The organism is Pseudoalteromonas sp. GB56, from assembly GCF_054923835.1.
The window spans coordinates 1,225,490-1,243,825 of record NZ_JBPCHK010000001.1; the positions used below are offsets into that span (position 1 = coordinate 1,225,490).

22 protein-coding genes are annotated in these 18,336 nt (G+C 45.4%); 16 read left to right on the forward strand and 6 right to left on the reverse strand.

From position 1 onward, the window contains the following. Positions 1 to 62: 62 nt before the first annotated feature. From ACH19P_RS05710 to ACH19P_RS05720, 3 genes are read left to right on the forward strand one after another with little or no spacing between them, the layout of a single operon-like run. On the forward strand, positions 63 to 377 hold the full coding sequence (locus ACH19P_RS05710; protein ID WP_462159313.1) for an HI1450 family dsDNA-mimic protein: 315 nt from the start codon (positions 63 to 65) through the stop codon (positions 375 to 377). Between the two features lie 9 nt (positions 378 to 386). Next, positions 387 to 1,217 (forward strand): DUF481 domain-containing protein, encoded by an 831-nt coding sequence (locus tag ACH19P_RS05715; RefSeq protein WP_462157551.1) that lies wholly within the window; start codon positions 387 to 389, stop codon positions 1,215 to 1,217. A gap of 20 nt (positions 1,218 to 1,237) precedes the next feature. Further along, complete coding sequence (locus ACH19P_RS05720) at positions 1,238 to 1,693, forward strand: hypothetical protein (RefSeq protein ID WP_462157552.1); 456 nt, start codon at positions 1,238 to 1,240, stop codon at positions 1,691 to 1,693. Positions 1,694 to 1,723: 30 nt separating this feature from the next. Here the strand turns inward: ACH19P_RS05720 and ACH19P_RS05725 are convergent, their stop codons facing one another. Beyond that, a complete protein-coding gene (locus ACH19P_RS05725) occupies positions 1,724 to 2,209 on the reverse strand; it encodes an FKBP-type peptidyl-prolyl cis-trans isomerase (RefSeq protein WP_462157553.1) in 486 nt (161 codons plus the stop codon). A 12-nt stretch (positions 2,210 to 2,221) separates the two neighbouring features. Further along, on the reverse strand, positions 2,222 to 3,127 hold the full coding sequence (gene ygfZ, locus ACH19P_RS05730; RefSeq protein WP_462157555.1) for a CAF17-like 4Fe-4S cluster assembly/insertion protein YgfZ: 906 nt from the start codon (positions 3,125 to 3,127) through the stop codon (positions 2,222 to 2,224). Between the two features lie 213 nt (positions 3,128 to 3,340). On the opposite strand from ygfZ, the gene ACH19P_RS05735 reads away from it, so the two are divergent. Then, on the forward strand, positions 3,341 to 3,592 hold the full coding sequence (locus ACH19P_RS05735; protein WP_462157557.1) for an FAD assembly factor SdhE: 252 nt from the start codon (positions 3,341 to 3,343) through the stop codon (positions 3,590 to 3,592). Between the two features lie 46 nt (positions 3,593 to 3,638). Continuing rightward, a complete protein-coding gene (locus ACH19P_RS05740; protein WP_462159314.1) occupies positions 3,639 to 4,007 on the forward strand; it encodes a protein YgfX in 369 nt (122 codons plus the stop codon). Here ACH19P_RS05740 and nadB read toward each other — a convergent pair. Continuing rightward, on the reverse strand, positions 3,991 to 5,598 hold the full coding sequence (gene nadB / locus ACH19P_RS05745) for an L-aspartate oxidase (RefSeq protein WP_462157559.1): 1,608 nt from the start codon (positions 5,596 to 5,598) through the stop codon (positions 3,991 to 3,993). The two genes, ACH19P_RS05740 and nadB, sit on opposite strands and share 17 nt — an antisense overlap. Positions 5,599 to 5,801: 203 nt before the next feature. Here nadB and rpoE point away from each other — a divergent pair, with 203 nt between their 5' ends. The 10 genes from rpoE to pdxJ all read left to right on the forward strand — a co-directional run bounded on the left by rpoE (position 5,802) and on the right by pdxJ (position 14,219). After that, complete coding sequence (gene rpoE / locus ACH19P_RS05750) at positions 5,802 to 6,383, forward strand: RNA polymerase sigma factor RpoE (RefSeq protein ID WP_462157560.1); 582 nt, start codon at positions 5,802 to 5,804, stop codon at positions 6,381 to 6,383. Between the two features lies 1 nt (position 6,384). Continuing rightward, positions 6,385 to 6,981 carry a sigma-E factor negative regulatory protein gene (locus ACH19P_RS05755; protein ID WP_462157561.1) on the forward strand — a complete coding sequence of 199 codons (597 nt, stop codon included), beginning with the start codon at positions 6,385 to 6,387 and terminating at the stop codon, positions 6,979 to 6,981. Positions 6,982 to 6,987: 6 nt separating this feature from the next. Next, entirely contained in the window at positions 6,988 to 7,929 is a 942-nt protein-coding gene (locus ACH19P_RS05760; protein ID WP_462157562.1) for a MucB/RseB C-terminal domain-containing protein, read from the forward strand. Between the two features lie 7 nt (positions 7,930 to 7,936). Beyond that, positions 7,937 to 8,386 (forward strand): SoxR reducing system RseC family protein, encoded by a 450-nt coding sequence (locus ACH19P_RS05765; protein WP_462157564.1) that lies wholly within the window; start codon positions 7,937 to 7,939, stop codon positions 8,384 to 8,386. Positions 8,387 to 8,454: 68 nt separating this feature from the next. After that, entirely contained in the window at positions 8,455 to 10,242 is a 1,788-nt protein-coding gene (gene lepA, locus ACH19P_RS05770) for a translation elongation factor 4 (protein ID WP_462157565.1), read from the forward strand. Positions 10,243 to 10,263: 21 nt separating this feature from the next. Then, entirely contained in the window at positions 10,264 to 11,199 is a 936-nt protein-coding gene (lepB, locus tag ACH19P_RS05775; protein ID WP_462157567.1) for a signal peptidase I, read from the forward strand. A gap of 2 nt (positions 11,200 to 11,201) precedes the next feature. Continuing rightward, positions 11,202 to 11,879 (forward strand): ribonuclease III, encoded by a 678-nt coding sequence (gene rnc, locus ACH19P_RS05780; protein WP_462157569.1) that lies wholly within the window; start codon positions 11,202 to 11,204, stop codon positions 11,877 to 11,879. Continuing rightward, a complete protein-coding gene (gene era / locus ACH19P_RS05785) occupies positions 11,869 to 12,780 on the forward strand; it encodes a GTPase Era (RefSeq protein ID WP_462157570.1) in 912 nt (303 codons plus the stop codon). The genes rnc and era overlap by 11 nt, the downstream gene beginning before the upstream one ends. Before the next feature lie 5 nt (positions 12,781 to 12,785). Next, positions 12,786 to 13,481 carry a DNA repair protein RecO gene (recO, locus tag ACH19P_RS05790; RefSeq protein WP_462157571.1) on the forward strand — a complete coding sequence of 232 codons (696 nt, stop codon included), beginning with the start codon at positions 12,786 to 12,788 and terminating at the stop codon, positions 13,479 to 13,481. 6 nt (positions 13,482 to 13,487) lie between these two features. Continuing rightward, a complete protein-coding gene (gene pdxJ, locus ACH19P_RS05795; protein WP_462157572.1) occupies positions 13,488 to 14,219 on the forward strand; it encodes a pyridoxine 5'-phosphate synthase in 732 nt (243 codons plus the stop codon). A gap of 79 nt (positions 14,220 to 14,298) precedes the next feature. Here the strand turns inward: pdxJ and ACH19P_RS05800 are convergent, their stop codons facing one another. Further along, positions 14,299 to 14,643 carry a DUF6559 family protein gene (locus tag ACH19P_RS05800; RefSeq protein ID WP_462157573.1) on the reverse strand — a complete coding sequence of 115 codons (345 nt, stop codon included), beginning with the start codon at positions 14,641 to 14,643 and terminating at the stop codon, positions 14,299 to 14,301. Positions 14,644 to 14,740: 97 nt separating this feature from the next. Between ACH19P_RS05800 and ACH19P_RS05805 the strand changes: the two genes are divergently transcribed. Beyond that, positions 14,741 to 14,944, forward strand: coding sequence for a DUF1289 domain-containing protein (locus tag ACH19P_RS05805; protein WP_462157575.1), 204 nt, complete (start codon positions 14,741 to 14,743; stop codon positions 14,942 to 14,944). Positions 14,945 to 14,969: 25 nt separating this feature from the next. Here ACH19P_RS05805 and ACH19P_RS05810 read toward each other — a convergent pair whose 3' ends face one another. Next, positions 14,970 to 15,377, reverse strand: coding sequence for a hypothetical protein (locus tag ACH19P_RS05810; RefSeq protein WP_462157576.1), 408 nt, complete (start codon positions 15,375 to 15,377; stop codon positions 14,970 to 14,972). A 194-nt stretch (positions 15,378 to 15,571) separates the two neighbouring features. Beyond that, entirely contained in the window at positions 15,572 to 18,331 is a 2,760-nt protein-coding gene (barA, locus tag ACH19P_RS05815) for a two-component sensor histidine kinase BarA (protein WP_462157577.1), read from the reverse strand. Between the last annotated feature and the right edge of the window lie 5 nt (positions 18,332 to 18,336).

The window sequence follows — 18,336 nt, forward strand, 5'->3', positions numbered from 1 at the left end:
TGTGCACATTGAAGTTAACTTTTGATATCATCGTCGAAAACAATGTAAGTGAAGTGACAAACATGTCCGGACCAAGGTTATTCACCGAAGAAGAGATCACTCATCACGCGTATGAAGTATTTCTAGAGCTGGCACCAGAGCATCTGAGTGAGCAGGATATTGATGACTTCAATGAACACAGAGAAGCACTTGGGTTTATTGAGGAAAGTGAGCCAGGCGAGCATTGGCAAAATATCGTGGCGATGGAAATAGAGCCGCAATACTACAGCGAAGTAACGATTGGGCTTGAGTTGGAAAATGAAGATCTCATTTTTGCTCAAGTACTTATTAGCCGCGACCAAGATGCGCCTTTTTGTCACGTAATTTGGAAAGAGTAAGTAGTAGCTATGCGTTTTTTGCCTCTTATCATTGGTTGTTGGAGTGTGAATTGTTGGGCGGTAGATCCCTTCGAAGACTTTCACGAATACGGCCAATTAACAGACGCAGAAATTCACAAAATCCACAAAGGTGAAATGTTTTACGGCGATGCTGAATTTGGTTTCATCGTAACCAGCGGTAACACCGATTCCACAAGCTTAAAGTTTCGCGCGAATGTATTTCAGGATTTCACGCATTGGCGTAATCAATTTAAGATTGATACCTTGTACCGCCGTGATGTGGATGGTGAAACAGGAAAAGAGACTATCTCGGCACAACGTTTTTTTGCCTCTGGGCAAACAAACTACAAAGTAGGCTCTAAAGACGCATCGTTATTTCTGTATGCAGACTTTGAAGATGATGAGTTTTCGGGGTTGGACTACAAGACAACCGTGGCGACTGGATATGGCAATCGACTTTATCGTGGTGTAAAAAACACCGTTGATTTTGATATCGGTCCAGGATTGTACTACTCCAGAGCGCAGCGCGATGAGTCAGCTACCGAGGAAGAGCTAGCGCAACTTGCAGATAAGGATGTAACCGGTTACCTGTTACGTATGGCGCTGCAGTGGGAACGAAAAGTATCCAAGCGTACTCGCTTTAATCAATTTGTCAGTGCCGAACAATCTCTTTCGGGTCTAAATTCCCGACTTAAATCTGAGACATCGTTAATCAGCCAAATTATGGGGCAGCTCTCGCTAAAGTTTGCGTATCTATATCGTTATAATTCAAAACCTGAAAGTGATAAGCGCAATTATGACTCTGAATTGAGCGCGACCTTCGTTTTCAGCTTCAACTAACTACATGAGTGAATTCTTTTATGTATCAGCATAAGCAGTATGCATGGGCTATTTTAGCTATATTGGTGTGGATTGGCGCCTTTGTTTCTATGGCGTTTTATTTGATAGGTGGTGATGCGCCATTAATCTTATTTGCCGGTATTCTGTTGCTTTGTGGTTTTTTATTTCATGGCTTAACGGTCAAAGTGGATGATAGCTGTGTACACTGGTTCTTCGGCCCAGGGATTGCAAAAAAGCACATAACTTTTGCTGAAATTGAGTCGGTTAAAGTTGTAAGTAATTCATTCCGCCACGGCATTGGTATTCGCATTACTCATGATGGTTGGGTATACAGCGCAAGTGGCTTTACTGCAGTCGCTCTCGAAATGAAGGACGGCACCTGTTACAGAGTGGGTAGCAATGACGCTGATAATTTAGTTGCTGCGATTGAACCGCATCTAGTGCATGCTACAACGAATACAAAAAAGGACGCATAAGCGTCCTTTTTCTTTAAGCTGTTATGCTGACTAGTGGTCGTGACCACAACCGCCAGCGCCGTGCACGTGACCGTGAGCTAGCTCTTCAGCAGTTGCATTACGCACGTCAACAACTTCAACATCGAACTTGAGGGCAACGCCAGCAAGTGGGTGGTTACCGTCAACGATGACGTCTTCACCTTGAATATCAACGATCATGACTGTTTGCTCGCCGTCATCTGTGGTTGCACGGAATTGCATGCCCACTTCGATATCCATGCCGTCAAACATTGCTTTAGGAACCGCTTGCATTAACTGCTCGTGACGGTCACCGTAGCCATCTTTAGGTTCAACTTCAACGCTGAATGTGTCACCCGCTTTTTTGCCGATTAGGGCATCTTCAAGGCCAGGGATCAAAAAGCCAGTGCCAATGATAAACACCAAAGGCTCACCATCGAATGTGTTGTCGATAGTGTTGTCAGCTTTGTCGACTACGCTGTAGTGCATAGTTACAACTTTGTTCTCGGCAATATTCATATTCAGTCCCGATTATTCTTCTGTGAGTGAGTACGGAAGTGGTTCAATATTGAACAACACTTCAGGAGCATGTTTTGCACGAAGCTGAACATCGAGTTCAGTGTCGTTTGGCAACACCGCTAAGCCAACGAGCTCACCATTATGACAAGCTTGTGAAATTAATGTTCCAGCGCGACGCCAGTTTTCGCCCACTTGACGCTCCAAGTCTAGCGTAAATTCCGGCTGTTCTTCACTAGCGCCAAGCAAATGTTCGTGTGTGGCTTTAACAATAAACATGGCACGTTTATTTTTTCCTAGGTATTTCATACGCGCGACGGTTTCTTGACCAGTGTAGCAACCTTTTTTGAAGCTAATGCCACCCAACGCTTGTAAATTTACCATTTGAGGCACAAATTCATCGATAGCGGCACTGTTTAAGCTTGGCTCACCCGCTTTGATTTGTTGCGCCAGTAGAGCTTGAGTCAGCTGCACATCAGAATCGTTGAATTGCTCGCCAATATAGACAAAACGGTCAGGTGCAAGACGCAGAATTACGCCGCCATCCACAGCATTCACACTGTTTGCAAGATCGATATTAAAGTGCGCCGTAACTTCTTCATCGCTAGACAAAATACCCACAACAGGCAGATTTGCTTGGCTAATTTCCACTTTGCTAAATACCGCGTACTTTTTCAACTCCCCTAGCGCAACGTGTGCTTCGGTTGAGCTGCACAGTAATGCATAGCCTTGCTCTAAGTGACAGACACGCATACAGGCCCATAACTTACCTTTGGCACTGCAATGCCCAGCCCAACGCCACTGACCTTGGGGAATGTCATTCAAGTCTTGTGTTAGTTGTCCTTGCAGGTAAGATTTTGCATCATCACCTTGAACATAAATAACTGTGTAATCGCTAGCGTGAACCGACAATGCGGACATGCCTCACTCCTTATGTTTCTGAGCAATTAAACCTAGGATCTGAAGACCCTTGTTTATTATTCCGAACCACTAAATCTGCAGCTTTAATGCAAAAGTTCAGAGTGCCTAGTGTAACGTATGCGCTATGTTGATGACAGCGTCATAGAGCAAAATAGCTGTGTATCCAGTGAGTTTTTGTTAAACTGCCTGCAGCAACAAAATGAGAGGAAAACAATGGCAAATTTAGATAGTAAAGCACGTCTGCGTTGGGCATGTCGTCGCGGTATGTTAGAGCTTGATGTATTGTTCATGCCATTTGTAGAGCAGGGGTACGATGCGCTTTCTGACGAAGATAAATTCACTTTCCAACGTTTACTTGAAGCTGATGATCCGGATTTGTTTGCGTGGTTTATGGGGCATGAACAGTGTAAAGATCCTGAGCTTGCTCGTTTAGTTAAAATTATTTTAGACCGCGTGCGTGTATAGCGGCTCATTTACTGAAAATACCCCTTCACACCGCCCAGTTGTGGCGGTGTTCGCTTTTATCTTTATTTTACTTTTTTTAAGTAACCCTACTTTGCTCTGGGCATTAATTTGCGCGCCAATTTTGGTGGTGGCGTATGTGCATTTCTACAAGGTGTATAAGCGTTGCTGGCCGCAGCAAGGCATGATCACCATCAAAGGGGAGCGGGCGCAGTTACGAGCCGACAGTGATATATCCGGTGTGATTTTGCCCCAGTCTCAGGTGTTTAACGGACTGGTATATTTACACATACGTGATGACTTAACAGCCAAGCGTAAACGCGTGTTAATCAGTGAACGGTCAATGCCGCCAGAGCGCTTTCGCGCTCTAGCAAGGGCGGTAGTGGAAAGTGTTAAAGCGCCTAAGATTGAGGTTTGAGCTCAGTAATAGCTGGCTCAGGTAGGTGATCTGGGTAATCAAGGGTGTAATGCAACCCTCGACTTTCTTTGCGCTCAAGGGCGCTGCGAATTATCAGTTCGGCCACTTGCACCAAGTTACGTAACTCCAACAAGTTATTACTCACCCTAAAGTTTGCATAGTACTCGTGGATCTCTTGTTGCAGTAATTCAACACGTCGTAATGCACGCTCCAATCGTTTCGTAGAGCGGACAATGCCAACATAATCCCACATAAACAAACGTAGCTCATGCCAGTTGTGAGTAATCACTACCTCTTCATCTGAGTCAATTACGCGACTTTCATCCCAATCAGGTAACGCAAGTTGCGGGTGCGCTAAACCTAACTTTGCGACGATGTCTTTTGCTGCTGCATGCGCAAAGACAATGCATTCAAGCAGCGAGTTACTGGCCATGCGATTTGCGCCATGCAATCCAGTGTAGGCAACTTCACCGATGGCATAGAGGTTATCGAGGTCAGTTTTACCGTTAAAGTCTGTCATTACACCGCCGCAGGTATAGTGAGCAGCTGGAACAACAGGAATAGGCTCTTTAGTAATATCGATGCCAACACTTAAACACTTCGCATAAATAGTAGGGAAGTGCTCGATAATAAATTCTTTGTCACGATGTGAAATGTCTAAATAGACGCAGTTAGCGCCTAAACGTTTCATTTCAAAATCGATGGCACGAGCAACCACATCTCGTGGAGCGAGTTCAGCGCGTTCGTCAAATTCAGGCATAAAACGCGTGCCATCGGGACGCAACAGATAGGCGCCTTCTCCGCGCATCGCTTCTGTTATCAAGAAGTTTTGCAGCTTTGGGTGATATAAACTGGTCGGGTGGAATTGGTTAAACTCCATATTGGCGACGCGACAACCTGCGCGCCAGGCCATGGCAATACCATCACCACTGGCTACATCGGGATTCGATGTATACAGATACACTTTACTTGCGCCGCCTGTTGCAAGTGCAACAAATCGCGCACTCATGATTTCAACGCGTTCTTTTGCCCGATTGAAAACGTAAACGCCGTGGCACTGTTTGCCTTGCTTTCCCAATTTCTCATCGGTGATTAAATCAATGGCGTTATAATTTTCCAATAAGGTAATATTTGGGTTCGCCTGAACACGTTCGATAAGCGTTGTTTGCACCGCTTTCCCGGTAGCGTCTGCGGCGTGCAGAATTCGGCGATGGCTGTGCCCACCTTCACGAGTAAGGTGATAGCGTTCGTGGCCTTTGGAGTCAGTCTCCATATCAAATGGAACACCTTGTTCTATCAGCCAACGCATGCATTTTTTTGCGTTAGAGGCAGTGTAATGTACAGCTTCTCTGTCACATAAACCATCCCCCGCGGTAAGAGTATCTTCCACGTGAGATTCAACACTGTCATTTTTCTTATCAAAAACGGCGGCGATACCACCTTGCGCGTACAAGGTCGAACCTTCGTTGAGTGCGCCTTTGCTAATAACGGTAACTTTGCAGTGATTAGCGAGTGATAAAGCTAATGAAAGGCCAGCTGCACCGCTACCTATGATGGCAACGTCGCTGTGATGTTGTTTGTTTGGGTTCATGTTATAGTGTGGACTGAGGTTTCACTTACCTAAGATACGTGTATATGTATCATATTTACTGCGCTCGCACGACTGTAGTTAACTAAATAAGAAAAAAAATGCAGATATTGCGAACTTTTTCTTTTCACCTAAGTCAGAGAGAGTGTATTTGGTAGCTTGGATACAACACGTAAAGCAATTAACGCAGAGGAGTACCGGCTCGAATGAGCGAGCAGGATTTGGATTTAGCGCTGGTTAAGAAGGTTCAACAAGGAGATAAAAATGCTTATAACCTGTTGGTCACCAAATATCAGAATAAAGTGGCAGGATTGATATCACGTTATGTAGCCAATCAAGGCGATATAGCGGATGTAGCTCAGGAGGCCTTTATTAAGGCTTATCGAGCATTGCCAAATTTTAGGGGCGACAGCGCGTTTTACACGTGGCTCTATCGTATCGCAGTCAACTGTGCAAAGAACTATCTAGTTGCGCAAGGACGTCGGCCGCCAGCTAATGATGTTGATGCCGATGAAGCTGAGTTTTACGATGGTGCTGATTCATTACGTAGTAACGCTAGCCCAGAAAACCTGTTGTTGAGTGACGAAGTGCGAGACGTAATCTTCGCCACCATTGATAAGCTACCTGAAGATTTAAAAACAGCCATCACTTTAAGAGAATTAGAAGGGATGAGCTATGAGGAAATCGCTGTAGTAATGGACTGCCCAGTAGGTACTGTACGTTCTCGTATATTTCGTGCCCGTGAAGCGATTGACAATAAGTTAACTCCGTTAATAGGTGAGTCGTAATATGACTAAAGTAAAGTGTAGTGAGCAGGACAAAGCGTTGGTTTCTGCCTTGGTCGATAATGAAGCCAATGTAGATACGCTTAATGTTTCTGATGTAGACACTGAAACCTTCGCGCGTTACAGCTTAATTGGCGATGTAATGCGTTCTGAAACCGCACCTAGTATTCAAATTGACATTGCGGCTAAAGTGGCACAACAACTAGAACAAGAACCAGTGCATGCTCAATTCGCCAGACAAGACGATATAGCAGACGAAGCTGTCGTAAACACAAATACGGTAGTGCGTGGTAATTGGTGGCGTGGTATTGCGCAAACGGCAATCGCAGCGAGTGTAGCGGTCGTTGCAGTAGTGGGTGTGCAGCAGTACGGTGCATCAGGGGCTAACCCAGAACAATTACCACCATTACAATCAAACCCGTTTATTGGTGCCGCATCACCAGTGAGCTATTCATCAGAACCAGCGCTTGAAAGTGCTGAGCGTGGTCTGCGTGAACTACAGCAGCAACGTATTGGTGCGCTTGTCTTAGAACACAAGCGTCAAACCAGAGAAGCTGCGCGCATTGCCGCTAATGATGAGAATAAACAACAGGAACAATAACATTTAATGAAGTACCTTTATGTTGCGCTTTTGTGCCTGAGTTTCCTTCCTACTCAGGCGCTGTCCCAAGCAACTGCTAAGCAGTGGTTAGATGACATGGCCACTGCAGTTAAGCAGCGTAACTTCGTCGCTTCGTTCGTGGTCGTTAAAGACCGTGCAACAGAACCTTACCGCTGGAGTCATGGTAACCAACAAGGCCAAGAGATTGAACTACTCACTTTGCTCAACGGGGCGGGGTTAGAAATTGTTCGCGTTGGTGACCGAGTGACCTACTATGAACCGCAAGTTCAACCTTATTCAGTACGTACCTCAGCTATCACAGGGCCAATCCCAGAAGTCTTGTTCGGTGAAGTTGAAAAGCTCGAAGAAAATTACAATTTTGTTCTTGGTAATAAAGACCGTATCGCAGGACGCCCAGCACAGTTGCTGCGCATTGAAGCGAAGGATCAAGATAAATACAGTTATTGGGTATGGGTTGATACTGAAACTTCATTATTGCTTCGCTCGGCGTATGTAAACAGCCAAGGCGAGTTCCTTGAGCAATTACAACTTAGCCATATCAGTGTTTCTGAAGCCCCAGCGCCTGAGCTGATTGAGATAAGCAAAAGAGAATTTCCCGAGCCATTACCAAGCGTCGAGGCACAAGAAGATACGGGTAGTTGGCAAATCGGGTGGTTACCTGAGGGTTTTGAACTGCTAAAATCAGACAGACATAAGCTTGATTTTAACAACGAACTAGCCGACTACTACTTGTATTCAGATGGTTTAGTGGATGTCTCTGTTTTTGTACAAAGACCGCTGGCTGGACAACGTCCAAGTGGTTCTTTGACATCTGGAGCAACCACAATCTACATTCACAATGCGGGCGCCTTCGACGTTTCTGTGATTGGAAATATCCCAACGCAAACAGCGAAAACGATCGCCGAGTCAGTGCAACGTCCGTTGTAACTTTATTATGATTGAACAAGTTCTTACCGTAGTGTCGCTCAAAGGTGACACTGCGTTTTTACAAGCAGAGCCCAAACCAGCGTGCGCAGGGTGTAATGGTAAATGTGGCTCGCAAGTCTTTGCCAAGCTCTTTGGAACGGACAAAAAACAGTTCCCTTACAAGTTTACACAACCTGTCGAAGTTGGACAAAAAGTGAAACTTGCCCTTGATGATTCGCATATCGTGTCGAGCTCATTCGTCGTGTATATTTGGCCGTTACTTTTCGCTTTGGTCAGTGCTGTAGTGGCGCAGAGTGTTTTTGCGTTGGCTGAATCAGGGCAAATATTAGTGGCGTTTTGCGCCGGTATTTTGGGTTTTGCACTCGCCAAACAACGGCTTAAACGTATCGTACATGATGTAAAAGTATTAAAAATCTATCCAATTAGCCTCCCTATTTCGCAAAGAGATGGTGATTAGCGTCAATTACAGGTAAAATCGGGGCCTTTGTTTATACACGCTCAGTTTAAGAAGTCAGAATCCAATTTATGAAGCATATCCGTAACTTTTCGATCATCGCCCACATTGACCACGGTAAATCGACCCTCTCGGATCGTTTGATCCAAGTGTGTGGTGGTTTAACCGACCGCGAAATGCAGCAGCAGGTATTGGACTCAATGGAACTTGAGCGTGAACGCGGTATTACCATCAAAGCGCAAAGTGTGACGCTTAACTACACCGCCAAAGATGGCGAAACGTATCAGTTGAACTTCATCGACACCCCAGGGCACGTTGACTTCTCCTACGAAGTATCTCGCTCATTAGCAGCGTGTGAAGGTGCTCTACTTGTCGTTGATGCGGGTCAGGGCGTAGAAGCGCAAACTCTAGCGAACTGCTATACAGCGATTGAAATGGACCTAGAAGTAGTGCCAATCTTAAACAAGATTGACCTACCACAGGCAGACCCAGACCGCGTAGCCGAAGAAATTGAAGACATTGTTGGCATCGATGCAACTGATGCTGTGCAATGTAGTGCAAAAACAGGTATTGGTATTGACGACGTACTTGAGCGCATCGTACGTGATATTCCACCACCACAAGGTGATACCGACGGCCCATTAAAAGCATTGATTATCGACTCATGGTTTGACCCGTACCAAGGCGTTGTATCACTTGTACGTATCATGCAAGGTGAGTTGAAATCCGGCGACAAGATCAAGATCATGTCGAACGAGCAAGTTCATATCGCTGATAAAGTGGGTATTTTCACTCCGAAGCAAACTCACACGGGTGCACTGAAAACAGGTGAAGTTGGTTTTATTATCGCTGGCATCAAAGAAATTCATGGTGCTCCGGTAGGTGATACGATTACCCTAGCTCGTAACTCAGCTACTGAGCGTCTCCCGGGCTTCCAGCGCGTTAAGCCTCAGGTTTACGCGGGTATGTTCCCGATTTCTTCTGACGAGTATGAATCATTCCGTGATGCACTTGATAAGCTAAGCCTTAACGATGCGTCATTGTTCTTCGAACCTGAAAACTCAACAGCATTGGGTTTTGGTTTCCGCTGTGGCTTCTTAGGTATGCTACACATGGAAATCATTCAGGAGCGATTAGAGCGTGAATATGATATTGACTTGATCACGACGGCACCGACCGTAGTGTATGAGGTCGAAACTAAAGATGGGTCGATTCAAATCGATAACCCATCTGAGCTACCTGCAGTTAACGACATTATCGAAATTCGTGAGCCTATCGTAGAAGCAAACATTCTGGTGCCACAAGAGTATTTAGGTAACGTAATCACGCTGTGTATTGAAAAGCGTGGTATGCAAACCAAGATGAACTACCACGGCAACCAAGTTGCAGTAACCTATGAATTGCCAATGGGTGAAGTGGTGATGGATTTCTTCGATAAGTTGAAATCAACCAGTCGTGGTTTCGCGTCACTGGATTACAACTTCAAAGAATTCCGCCCAGCCGACATGGTGCGCGTAGATATTCTGATTAATGGCGACCGTGTCGATGCCCTAGCGATTATTTGTCACCGTGACCAAGCACAAGGCCGTGGTCGTGAACTAGCTGAAGCTCTGCGCGAGCTTATTCCTCGTCAGATGTTTGATATTGCCATACAGGCTGCGATTGGTAACCACGTTATCGCTCGCTCGACTGTAAAACAGCTTCGTAAAAACGTAATTGCAAAATGTTACGGTGGTGACGTAAGCCGTAAGAAGAAACTGCTTCAGAAGCAAAAAGAAGGTAAGAAGCGTATGAAACAATTGGGTAACGTAGAAGTTCCTCAAGACGCATTCTTGGCGATTTTGAAAGTCGGAAAATAATAATAAAAGGAAAGGCTGTAGATGGCTGGATATTTTTCTGTTTTTCTAGTGGTACTGACCTTAGGCTCAGGCTTGATTTGGTTGGTCGACCACTTGGTATATGCACCTAAGCGTAAAGAGCGCATTGCGCTTGCTGAAGGGGCGGCAGGTAAACCGTTGGATGATGAGCTAAAAGAAGAAATCGCGCCGATGCCAGTGCTGACAGAGCACGCGAAGTCGATTTTTCCGATGATTGCTGTGATCACAATTTTCCGCTCATTTATTTTCGAACCTTTCCAAATTCCGTCAGGTTCAATGATGCCGACTTTGCTAGTAGGAGATTTTATCCTGGTACAAAAGTACTCGTATGGCATTAAAGACCCTGTATGGCGAAGTGAATTGGTGGCAACAGGTGAGCCTGAACGTGGTGATATCGCGGTATTCAAGTTTCCACCAAACCCGCAATTGGATTTCATCAAACGCGTGATTGGTTTGCCGGGCGACCACATTGTGTATCGCAATAAGCAACTGTATATCAAGCCAAATTGTGTAGAAGGTCAGACTCAACAAGGAGAGTTACAGTGTGGCGAATACAATAAAATTGCACTAGATATTATTAATCGAGACGAGTTTAAACAAGGCAATGAGCAATTAGTTCGTCTTGAAGAAAATCTTGCCGGTATTAAACACGATATTTTAATTAACCCGACGCGCCCGGAGTTCAAGAGCAACTACTACCGTCAACAAGGCACTAAAATTGACGAATGGGTTGTTCCAGAAGGTCACTATTTTATGATGGGTGATAACCGTGATAATAGTGAAGACGGTCGTGCGTGGGGATTTGTTCCAGAAGCTAACTTAGTAGGTAAGGCCGTATTTATCTGGATGAGTTTTGAATTTGAAAACACGCCAGAGGATTTCTTACCAAGTTGGGTTCCAACTGGTGTTCGTTTTGAACGCCTAGGTAATATTCAGTAACAATGAAGAAAAACGTAACAGAACTGTACGACAAAATAGGATATAGCTTTACTGATCAGGGTTTGCTTGAGCAGGCCCTTACTCATCGTAGCCACAAAGGTCAGCACAACGAGCGCCTTGAGTTTCTAGGTGACTCGATTCTAAGCTTTGTTATCGCTAATGCCCTGTACCATAAGTTTCCAAAAGCACGTGAAGGCGATTTAAGCCGCATGCGTTCTACGCTTGTGCGTGGGCAAACATTGGCAGAATTTGGTGTTGAGTTTAACCTTGGCGAGTATCTACGTTTAGGTCCGGGTGAGCTGAAAAGTGGCGGATATCGTCGTGAGTCCACACTTGCCGATGCTGTAGAAGCAATCATTGGCGCAGTATTCTTAGATTCAAACATAGATACTTGCAGTGAGCTAGTATTAACTTGGTACGCATCGCGTTTAGAGTCTATTTCTCCTGGTATGAACCAAAAAGACCCGAAAACCTTGCTCCAAGAGTTCTTGCAAGCGCGTAAATTGCCGTTACCTGGGTACACGGTTATCGATACGAAAGGTCAGGCACATAACCAGACTTTCACGGTTGAATGTATCGTAGAAGGAATGGAAAGCATTATCTCTGTAGGCAGCTCTCGTCGTAAAGCTGAGCAAAAGGCCGCAGAAAAAGCCTTAAAGATGTTAAAAAATGACAGCTGATTCGCACACACAAACACATTGTGGCATGGTGGCCATTGTTGGTCGCCCTAATGTGGGTAAATCTACCTTGTTGAACAAAATTGTTGAGCAAAAGGTAAGTATTACTTCACGTAAACCACAAACAACCCGCCATCGTATTATGGGTATTCACACCGAAGACAATTACCAAACTGTTTACGTGGATACACCAGGCCTACACATTGAAGAAAAGCGCGCCATTAACCGTTTAATGAACCGTGCGGCTTCGAGCTCAATCGGTGATGTCGAACTGATCATTTTCGTGGTTGAAGGTACACTCTGGACCAATGATGACGAGATGGTGTTAAACAAAGTGTGTGCGGGTAAAACGCCTGTGCTACTGGTGATGAATAAAACCGACCAGGTTAAAGATCAGAATTTAATCTTGCCGCACATGAAATGGTTAAGCGAGAAAGGTGACTTTGCGGGTATTATTCCTATTTCTGCGAAGCAAAATCGCAACCTTGATTTGATCAAAAAAGAAGTACGCACACGCTTACCTCAAAGTGAATTTTATTTTCCTGAAGACTATGTGACAGATCGCTCAATGCGCTTCCTTGCTGCTGAAATTGTCCGTGAAAAGCTGATGCGCTTCATGGGTGACGAACTACCTTATTCAGTAACGGTGGAAATCGAGCAGTTCAAGTGGCAAGACAATGGTGTGTGGCAAATCAACGCGCTGATCTTAGTGGAACGTGAAACGCAAAAGCGCATGGTGATCGGTAACAAGGGTGAAAAGCTCAAGACTATCGGCCGTGAAGCTCGCCGCGATTTAGAAAATATGCTTGATAACAAAGTATTCCTTGAATTGTGGGTGAAGGTTAAATCCGGTTGGGCGGACGACGAACGCGCCCTTCGTAGCCTTGGTTACGGCGAAGACTAACCTGTATGAATGCCGGCTTCGACCGCGCCTTTTTATTACACCGACGAGCGTTGAGCGACTCTCAATGGCTCGTCGATTTCCTTGTTGAAAACCGCGGTGTAATGCGCATGATAGCGCGTATTAGCGGTAAACAAGCCATCAAACACAAAGCTCAGTTGCAACCCTTCCAAGCATTACTCATTCGCTATCAAGGCGGCGGTGAGCTTAAATATTTACAACACTTCGAGCTCGACATTGCCGTACCCGCTTTGCATGGCAATAAGCTTTATTGCGGCTTTTATATGAATGAGCTGGCTGCTCGCATCATCCCCATTAATGAACCGCTTGAGCAAGTTTTTGATTTATATTTGCATCATTTAAAGGCGTTAGCGGCGACGGATGATTTAGGGGCAAGCTTACGTTGTTATGAGCTGCAGCTACTCGAAACGCTCGGCTACGGTGTTGATTTTGACACCGACTACCTCGGTGAGGGAATTGAACCCAATAGCCAATACGATTACTATCCAGAGCAAGGGTGGGTACGCCAAGAGCAACCTATTCAGGGCTATGGTTTTAGTGGCGAGCATATTCTGGCGTTTGCGCGTTATGATTTTTCCAAGCCACAAATTCAGCAAGCGGCAAAGCATTTTTGTCGATACATTCTCAAACCTCTGCTAGGGAATAAGCCGCTAAAAAGCAGAGAACTTTTTAAATCAAGGTAAGGCAAGATGAAAGAGATTTTATTGGGTGTAAACGTTGATCATATCGCAACCTTACGCCAAGCACGTGGCACAAACTACCCAGATCCAGCACATGCGGCGGCAGTTGCTGAACATGCCGGTGCAGACGGTATTACCATTCACTTGCGTGAAGACAGACGCCACATTCAAGACCGCGATGTATACGTGATGAAAGAGACTATTCAAACACGTATGAACTTTGAGATGGCAGTCACTGAAGAAATGCTTGCTATCGCTTTAGATGTGAAACCTGCATTTGTTTGCCTGGTTCCTGAAAAGCGCGAAGAGCTCACCACCGAAGGCGGTTTAGATGTAGTCGGGCAGTACGATAAAGTCGCCGATGCCGTGAAGCGTTTGAGCGATGCAGGTATTAAAGTCAGTTTATTTATTGATGCTGACGAAGCGCAAATAGACGCGAGCGTACAATCTGGCGCGCCGTATATCGAAATACACACGGGTGCGTACGCAGAGGCGGAGAATGATAAAGAGCAGGCCGCTGAGTTGGAGACTATTCGCAAAGGTGTGCAATACGCCCATGCTAAAGGGTTGGTGGTTAATGCAGGTCACGGCTTGCACTATCACAACGTAAAACCTATTGCCGCGATGCCTGAAATTTACGAGCTTAATATTGGCCATGCGATTATTGCGCGCGCTGCGATTGATGGCATGGAAAAAGCGGTTCGTGATATGAAGCGTCTGATGCTCGAGGCACGTGCCTAAACAATCTGTGGCGGTGGCGCGCAAAGGGGAGTGTTCGACTCTCCTTTACAAAACTCCGCGCAGCCATAATTGGTATCGTTCACTCACCTCCGCCAGAGCCGCCATCACCGAAACCTCCTCCGCTCAAGCCTGCTTTCAATAGCACCGAATTCATTGCTTTGGCAAAGATGCTTCCCTTTAGCGCGGAGGCGATAGTTGTATGCATCTGCTCTAGCTCATAGTCATCGAACATTGCTGGTTCTAACTCATTGATATCACAATAAAGTACATACGCATAGACGATGTGTTTGCTGTTTAGGTTCAATTCATTGATGGTGGTATCAATTTGTCCTTTGGTGTACTGTTTAGCGCGGCCATATCGTTCGGATAAAGCTTGAGGGAGGGTTTGCTGATATTTACGTATTGCCGCCTTACTGCCAAACATATAGTTATATCCTTAAATTTTCCTTCCTAGCCAGGAGTAATGTTTTCACTCGCATCAAGCGGGGGTATGATGCAACTGTACGCTAAAGGGGTGAGAAATGACAGGCAGTAAGCGAATCGATATTAAGACAGAGCAAACGGTTAAAAGCCCGTGTATTGATCAATGCTGCCTTAATCCAGATGATGTATGTGTTGGGTGTTTTCGAACGTTAGATGAGATTTTGGACTGGTCGGCGTCAACCAATGAACAGAAACGAGCTATTGTGCGTAATTGTGAGCAACGTCGAGGTAATTCGAAGTAGAGTTCATGTTCGAATGACGAAACACTCATGCTCGAAGCGCTAATTGTGTTTGCCAATCAGGCCAAGAAATAGAACGTCCAGGGTATGCAACATGCTTGAATGGCCAGCGTGTCGACAGCCATTCTCGAACAGCGCAGTACAAGTCATCATCGCCCTCAACGCTGTCATCACGTATCCACAAGTACACTTCACAATCAAAACTCTTGGCTCTACTTGGGTCAATATAAATTGAGCCTAAGCAGCGAGTCTGCTGCGCATCAAATACACTGTATGCAAACGCGAGAGAGTGCTCAAATTCGTATCGGTGCTCTTTTAGGCTTTGCGCATTTTGTGCTCGTGTCATGGAAATTGCCGGCCATGTTGAATCTGGACCAAAGATGCCCTGTAAGCGCTTCTGACTTGACATCACGGCTTCATAATCCTCAGCTTCCACACCTTCTTCCAACACACGAAAATGAAAGAGAGCAGTGCTGTGAGTACGAGGGGCTGAGAAGCCCCGAGGTAGGAATTGAGAGCGATTTTGAGGCATGCTATTTAGTAACTCTGACTATGCAAACGTCTACATCAGCTGGTAAGGTGCCATCTTTACTGCTCTGCATACTAATTCCTTGTATCAATGGTGTCGGCTCAGAAAGAATTATTTTTCTCTAACCCAGCATCATCCATCAGGTTTCTTAGTTCATCTTGAAGTTCGAGCAGTTCAGGCTCAATATCATTGATACTGGCTTGTTCCTTCATGGCCGTCTCTATTAACTCCGCGAGCTTTTTCAGTTTCGGTACACCGGTATAGCAGCATGCGCCGTGGAACTTGTGAATAATAGAGAGAAGTCGTTCATGCGCGTTTGCTTCCATCGCTTCTTCTACCAAACTAAGCGTTTCTGGAATACTTAACAAAAGCATGTTGAGCATCTCATGTGCTAATTCTTCCTTACCGCCAGCACGTTGCAACGCCAGTTCCCAGTTTAAGCATGTGCTTTCAAAAGGAGGCTCAACAACCGTAGATTTGCCATTACTGCGTTCACGCCACTGCTTTTGACTTGCAGCGTGTTGCATTAGCACTTCACCCAGCATGTCTTCATCCAACGGCTTTGTGAGGTAACTCGCGAACCCTACTTCTTTGAGTTGCTCTTTCTCGCCAGCTAATGCGTGTGCTGTCACCGCTATGATCGGGGTATCTTCATTGATAGATGATTCTTTAATGAGTTTACATGCCGTTATGCCATCCATAATGGGCATCTGTATATCCATGAAAATTAAATCGTATTGATAGCTTTTGCACACTTCAACAGCTTGTGCACCATTGTGCGCGGTATCAATATTTTCCAAGCGGTCTTCTAGTAGAGCGCAAATTAGCTTCAAGTTAGCGTCGTTGTCATCGACAACCAATGCTTTAATTGGCAGCTTAGTTGTTTTGCTGTCTTGGGTATGAATCGTTGGGTGGTCCAATCGATACGGCGCAGCCAACATTTCACAGAATTTGCGGTGGTTAACAGGCTTGCTTAAACAACCGTCGGCACCACTACCAATGAGTGCTTCACGCATATTGTGTGAAACTGTGTTCAATAACAGATATAGGTAGTCGCTGTGTTTGCGCACAGAGGTGATCAGTTGTTTTAATAACGACATCGACTCAACGCCGCCTGGGTCACCAATGATGCAGATATCAAAGCCAAAATCATTGGACAATGCTTCTTCAAATTCTTCTAGGTCTCGACAACCTGTGAAGTGCACACCCCAACTATTAAGTATGCTGGTGGTGGCCATGTAACTGTGCTCACTTTGCTCGAAATACAACACGCGTTTGTTCACGAGAGATGCACAAGGAAGCTCACTCTGGAAGTGATGATCTGGGACTTTGAACACAGCGTTAAATGTGAAGCAGGTGCCCTTACCAGGGGCGCTATTAAGCGTAATACGTCCGCCCATAGCTTCAACGAGGTGCTTAGTAATGATGAGCCCTAGACCCGTGCCGCCAAACTTGCGGGTAATACTTGAATCGGCTTGGCCAAAAGGTGTGAATAAAGCGTCTTGCTTATCCATTGCAATACCCACACCTGTGTCTTTTACTGAAATAAGCAAAGACGTGCGCTCATCGGCTAACAGACGGCTACTGATATCAATGGTTACTTCGCCTTTTTCGGTAAACTTAATGGCGTTGCTGACGAGATTAGTGAGGATTTGCTTGAAGCGGGTAGGATCACCCATTAAGTGCTCGGGCACTTTCGGATTCACATGAATCGACAATTCCAGGTGCTTTTCATGTGCACCGGGTGCAAGTAAAGTCAGGACTTCATTAACTGCATCACGCAATTGGAATTGAATATTTTCCAGTTCCATGGCGCCAGCCTCGAGCTTAGAGAAATCGAGGATATCACTGATAATAATGAGCAGGCTATTCGCGGATGCCTCAATGGTATCAAGGTAGTCTTTTTGGCTCTTGTTCAAAGGTGTTTTATAAAGCTGGCGCGCAAAACCGATTACGCCATTGAGTGGGGTGCGTAACTCGTGACTCATTTTTGCCAAGAAGTCAGATTTGACTTGGTTTGCCGCGAGCGCTTCTCGCTTGGCAATGTTGAGCTGAATATTCTGCGTTTCGTACTGCTCGAGTGTTTCTTGATAATCAGCAGTCGCTTGGTCAATATGGCGCTGCATTTCATCTTTTTCTTGCGCCATGTGCTCCGTGATGTGAATCAAGCCCTGACGCAGTTGCTCGAGTTCACCTTGCATTGGTTGAATAATATTCTGCGGTTCCTGCCCATGAGCAACTTCGTTGGTGGCATGCACTAGTCGTCGCATGGGTTGCGTGATCAACCGGCTTAGTCTGATAGAGATAACAACTGCAAATCCAATAGCAAGTAAAATTACCGCAGCACTGATCAAAATTGCTTTTTGTTGTTCAACGACCGCACCTTGGCGATTAAATTGAATCATCACCGTACCATTGGTACTAAATGGTAAGAGGCTTGAAGCGTTAGGGTCCAAAATACCTTGGTAGAATATTAAGAAGTCACCTTTACGGATCACCTTGTTTAAGCTTTGATGAGCCTCAATTGGCACATTCATCAGTTGCTCAAAATTACGATGGCGATTGCTCGTTACGAGTAGAGTATCGCTCGTGTCAAACACTGCTACGGATTTTATCAACGGAGAATGGGCATTATGAATATGCCTCGCTATTCGCTCGAGCGTGGCTAAATCGTTTTCAGCTAAGGGCTTTTCTATGGCAATGCTTAACGGCTCGATGATGGTATTGCCTTGTTCGATGAGAAATTCATCCAACTCAAGGTAGCGATTTATAGTAAAATAACCACCAAGCAATAGACCAATCACCACAGTAGGCACCAATGTCAGGATTAGTACAGAATCCCGAAGGCCTAGTCGGTTCATAATCA

Coding starts and splice junctions, on each gene's coding strand:
- rpoE (WP_462157560.1), top strand. CDS start 5,802: ATGAGCGAGCAGGATTTGGATTTAGCGCTGGTTAAGAAGGTTCAACAA.
- recO (WP_462157571.1), top strand. CDS start 12,786: ATGAATGCCGGCTTCGACCGCGCCTTTTTATTACACCGACGAGCGTTG.
- ACH19P_RS05760 (WP_462157562.1), top strand. CDS start 6,988: ATGAAGTACCTTTATGTTGCGCTTTTGTGCCTGAGTTTCCTTCCTACT.
- lepA (WP_462157565.1), top strand. CDS start 8,455: ATGAAGCATATCCGTAACTTTTCGATCATCGCCCACATTGACCACGGT.
- rnc (WP_462157569.1), top strand. CDS start 11,202: ATGAAGAAAAACGTAACAGAACTGTACGACAAAATAGGATATAGCTTT.
- ACH19P_RS05805 (WP_462157575.1), top strand. CDS start 14,741: ATGACAGGCAGTAAGCGAATCGATATTAAGACAGAGCAAACGGTTAAA.
- ACH19P_RS05710 (WP_462159313.1), top strand. CDS start 63: ATGTCCGGACCAAGGTTATTCACCGAAGAAGAGATCACTCATCACGCG.
- barA (WP_462157577.1), bottom strand. CDS start 18,331: ATGAACCGACTAGGCCTTCGGGATTCTGTACTAATCCTGACATTGGTG.
- ACH19P_RS05800 (WP_462157573.1), bottom strand. CDS start 14,643: ATGTTTGGCAGTAAGGCGGCAATACGTAAATATCAGCAAACCCTCCCT.
- ACH19P_RS05720 (WP_462157552.1), top strand. CDS start 1,238: ATGTATCAGCATAAGCAGTATGCATGGGCTATTTTAGCTATATTGGTG.
- ACH19P_RS05735 (WP_462157557.1), top strand. CDS start 3,341: ATGGCAAATTTAGATAGTAAAGCACGTCTGCGTTGGGCATGTCGTCGC.
- pdxJ (WP_462157572.1), top strand. CDS start 13,488: ATGAAAGAGATTTTATTGGGTGTAAACGTTGATCATATCGCAACCTTA.
- ygfZ (WP_462157555.1), bottom strand. CDS start 3,127: ATGTCCGCATTGTCGGTTCACGCTAGCGATTACACAGTTATTTATGTT.
- nadB (WP_462157559.1), bottom strand. CDS start 5,598: ATGAACCCAAACAAACAACATCACAGCGACGTTGCCATCATAGGTAGC.
- ACH19P_RS05765 (WP_462157564.1), top strand. CDS start 7,937: ATGATTGAACAAGTTCTTACCGTAGTGTCGCTCAAAGGTGACACTGCG.
- ACH19P_RS05725 (WP_462157553.1), bottom strand. CDS start 2,209: ATGAATATTGCCGAGAACAAAGTTGTAACTATGCACTACAGCGTAGTC.
- lepB (WP_462157567.1), top strand. CDS start 10,264: ATGGCTGGATATTTTTCTGTTTTTCTAGTGGTACTGACCTTAGGCTCA.
- era (WP_462157570.1), top strand. CDS start 11,869: ATGACAGCTGATTCGCACACACAAACACATTGTGGCATGGTGGCCATT.
- ACH19P_RS05755 (WP_462157561.1), top strand. CDS start 6,385: ATGACTAAAGTAAAGTGTAGTGAGCAGGACAAAGCGTTGGTTTCTGCC.
- ACH19P_RS05715 (WP_462157551.1), top strand. CDS start 387: ATGCGTTTTTTGCCTCTTATCATTGGTTGTTGGAGTGTGAATTGTTGG.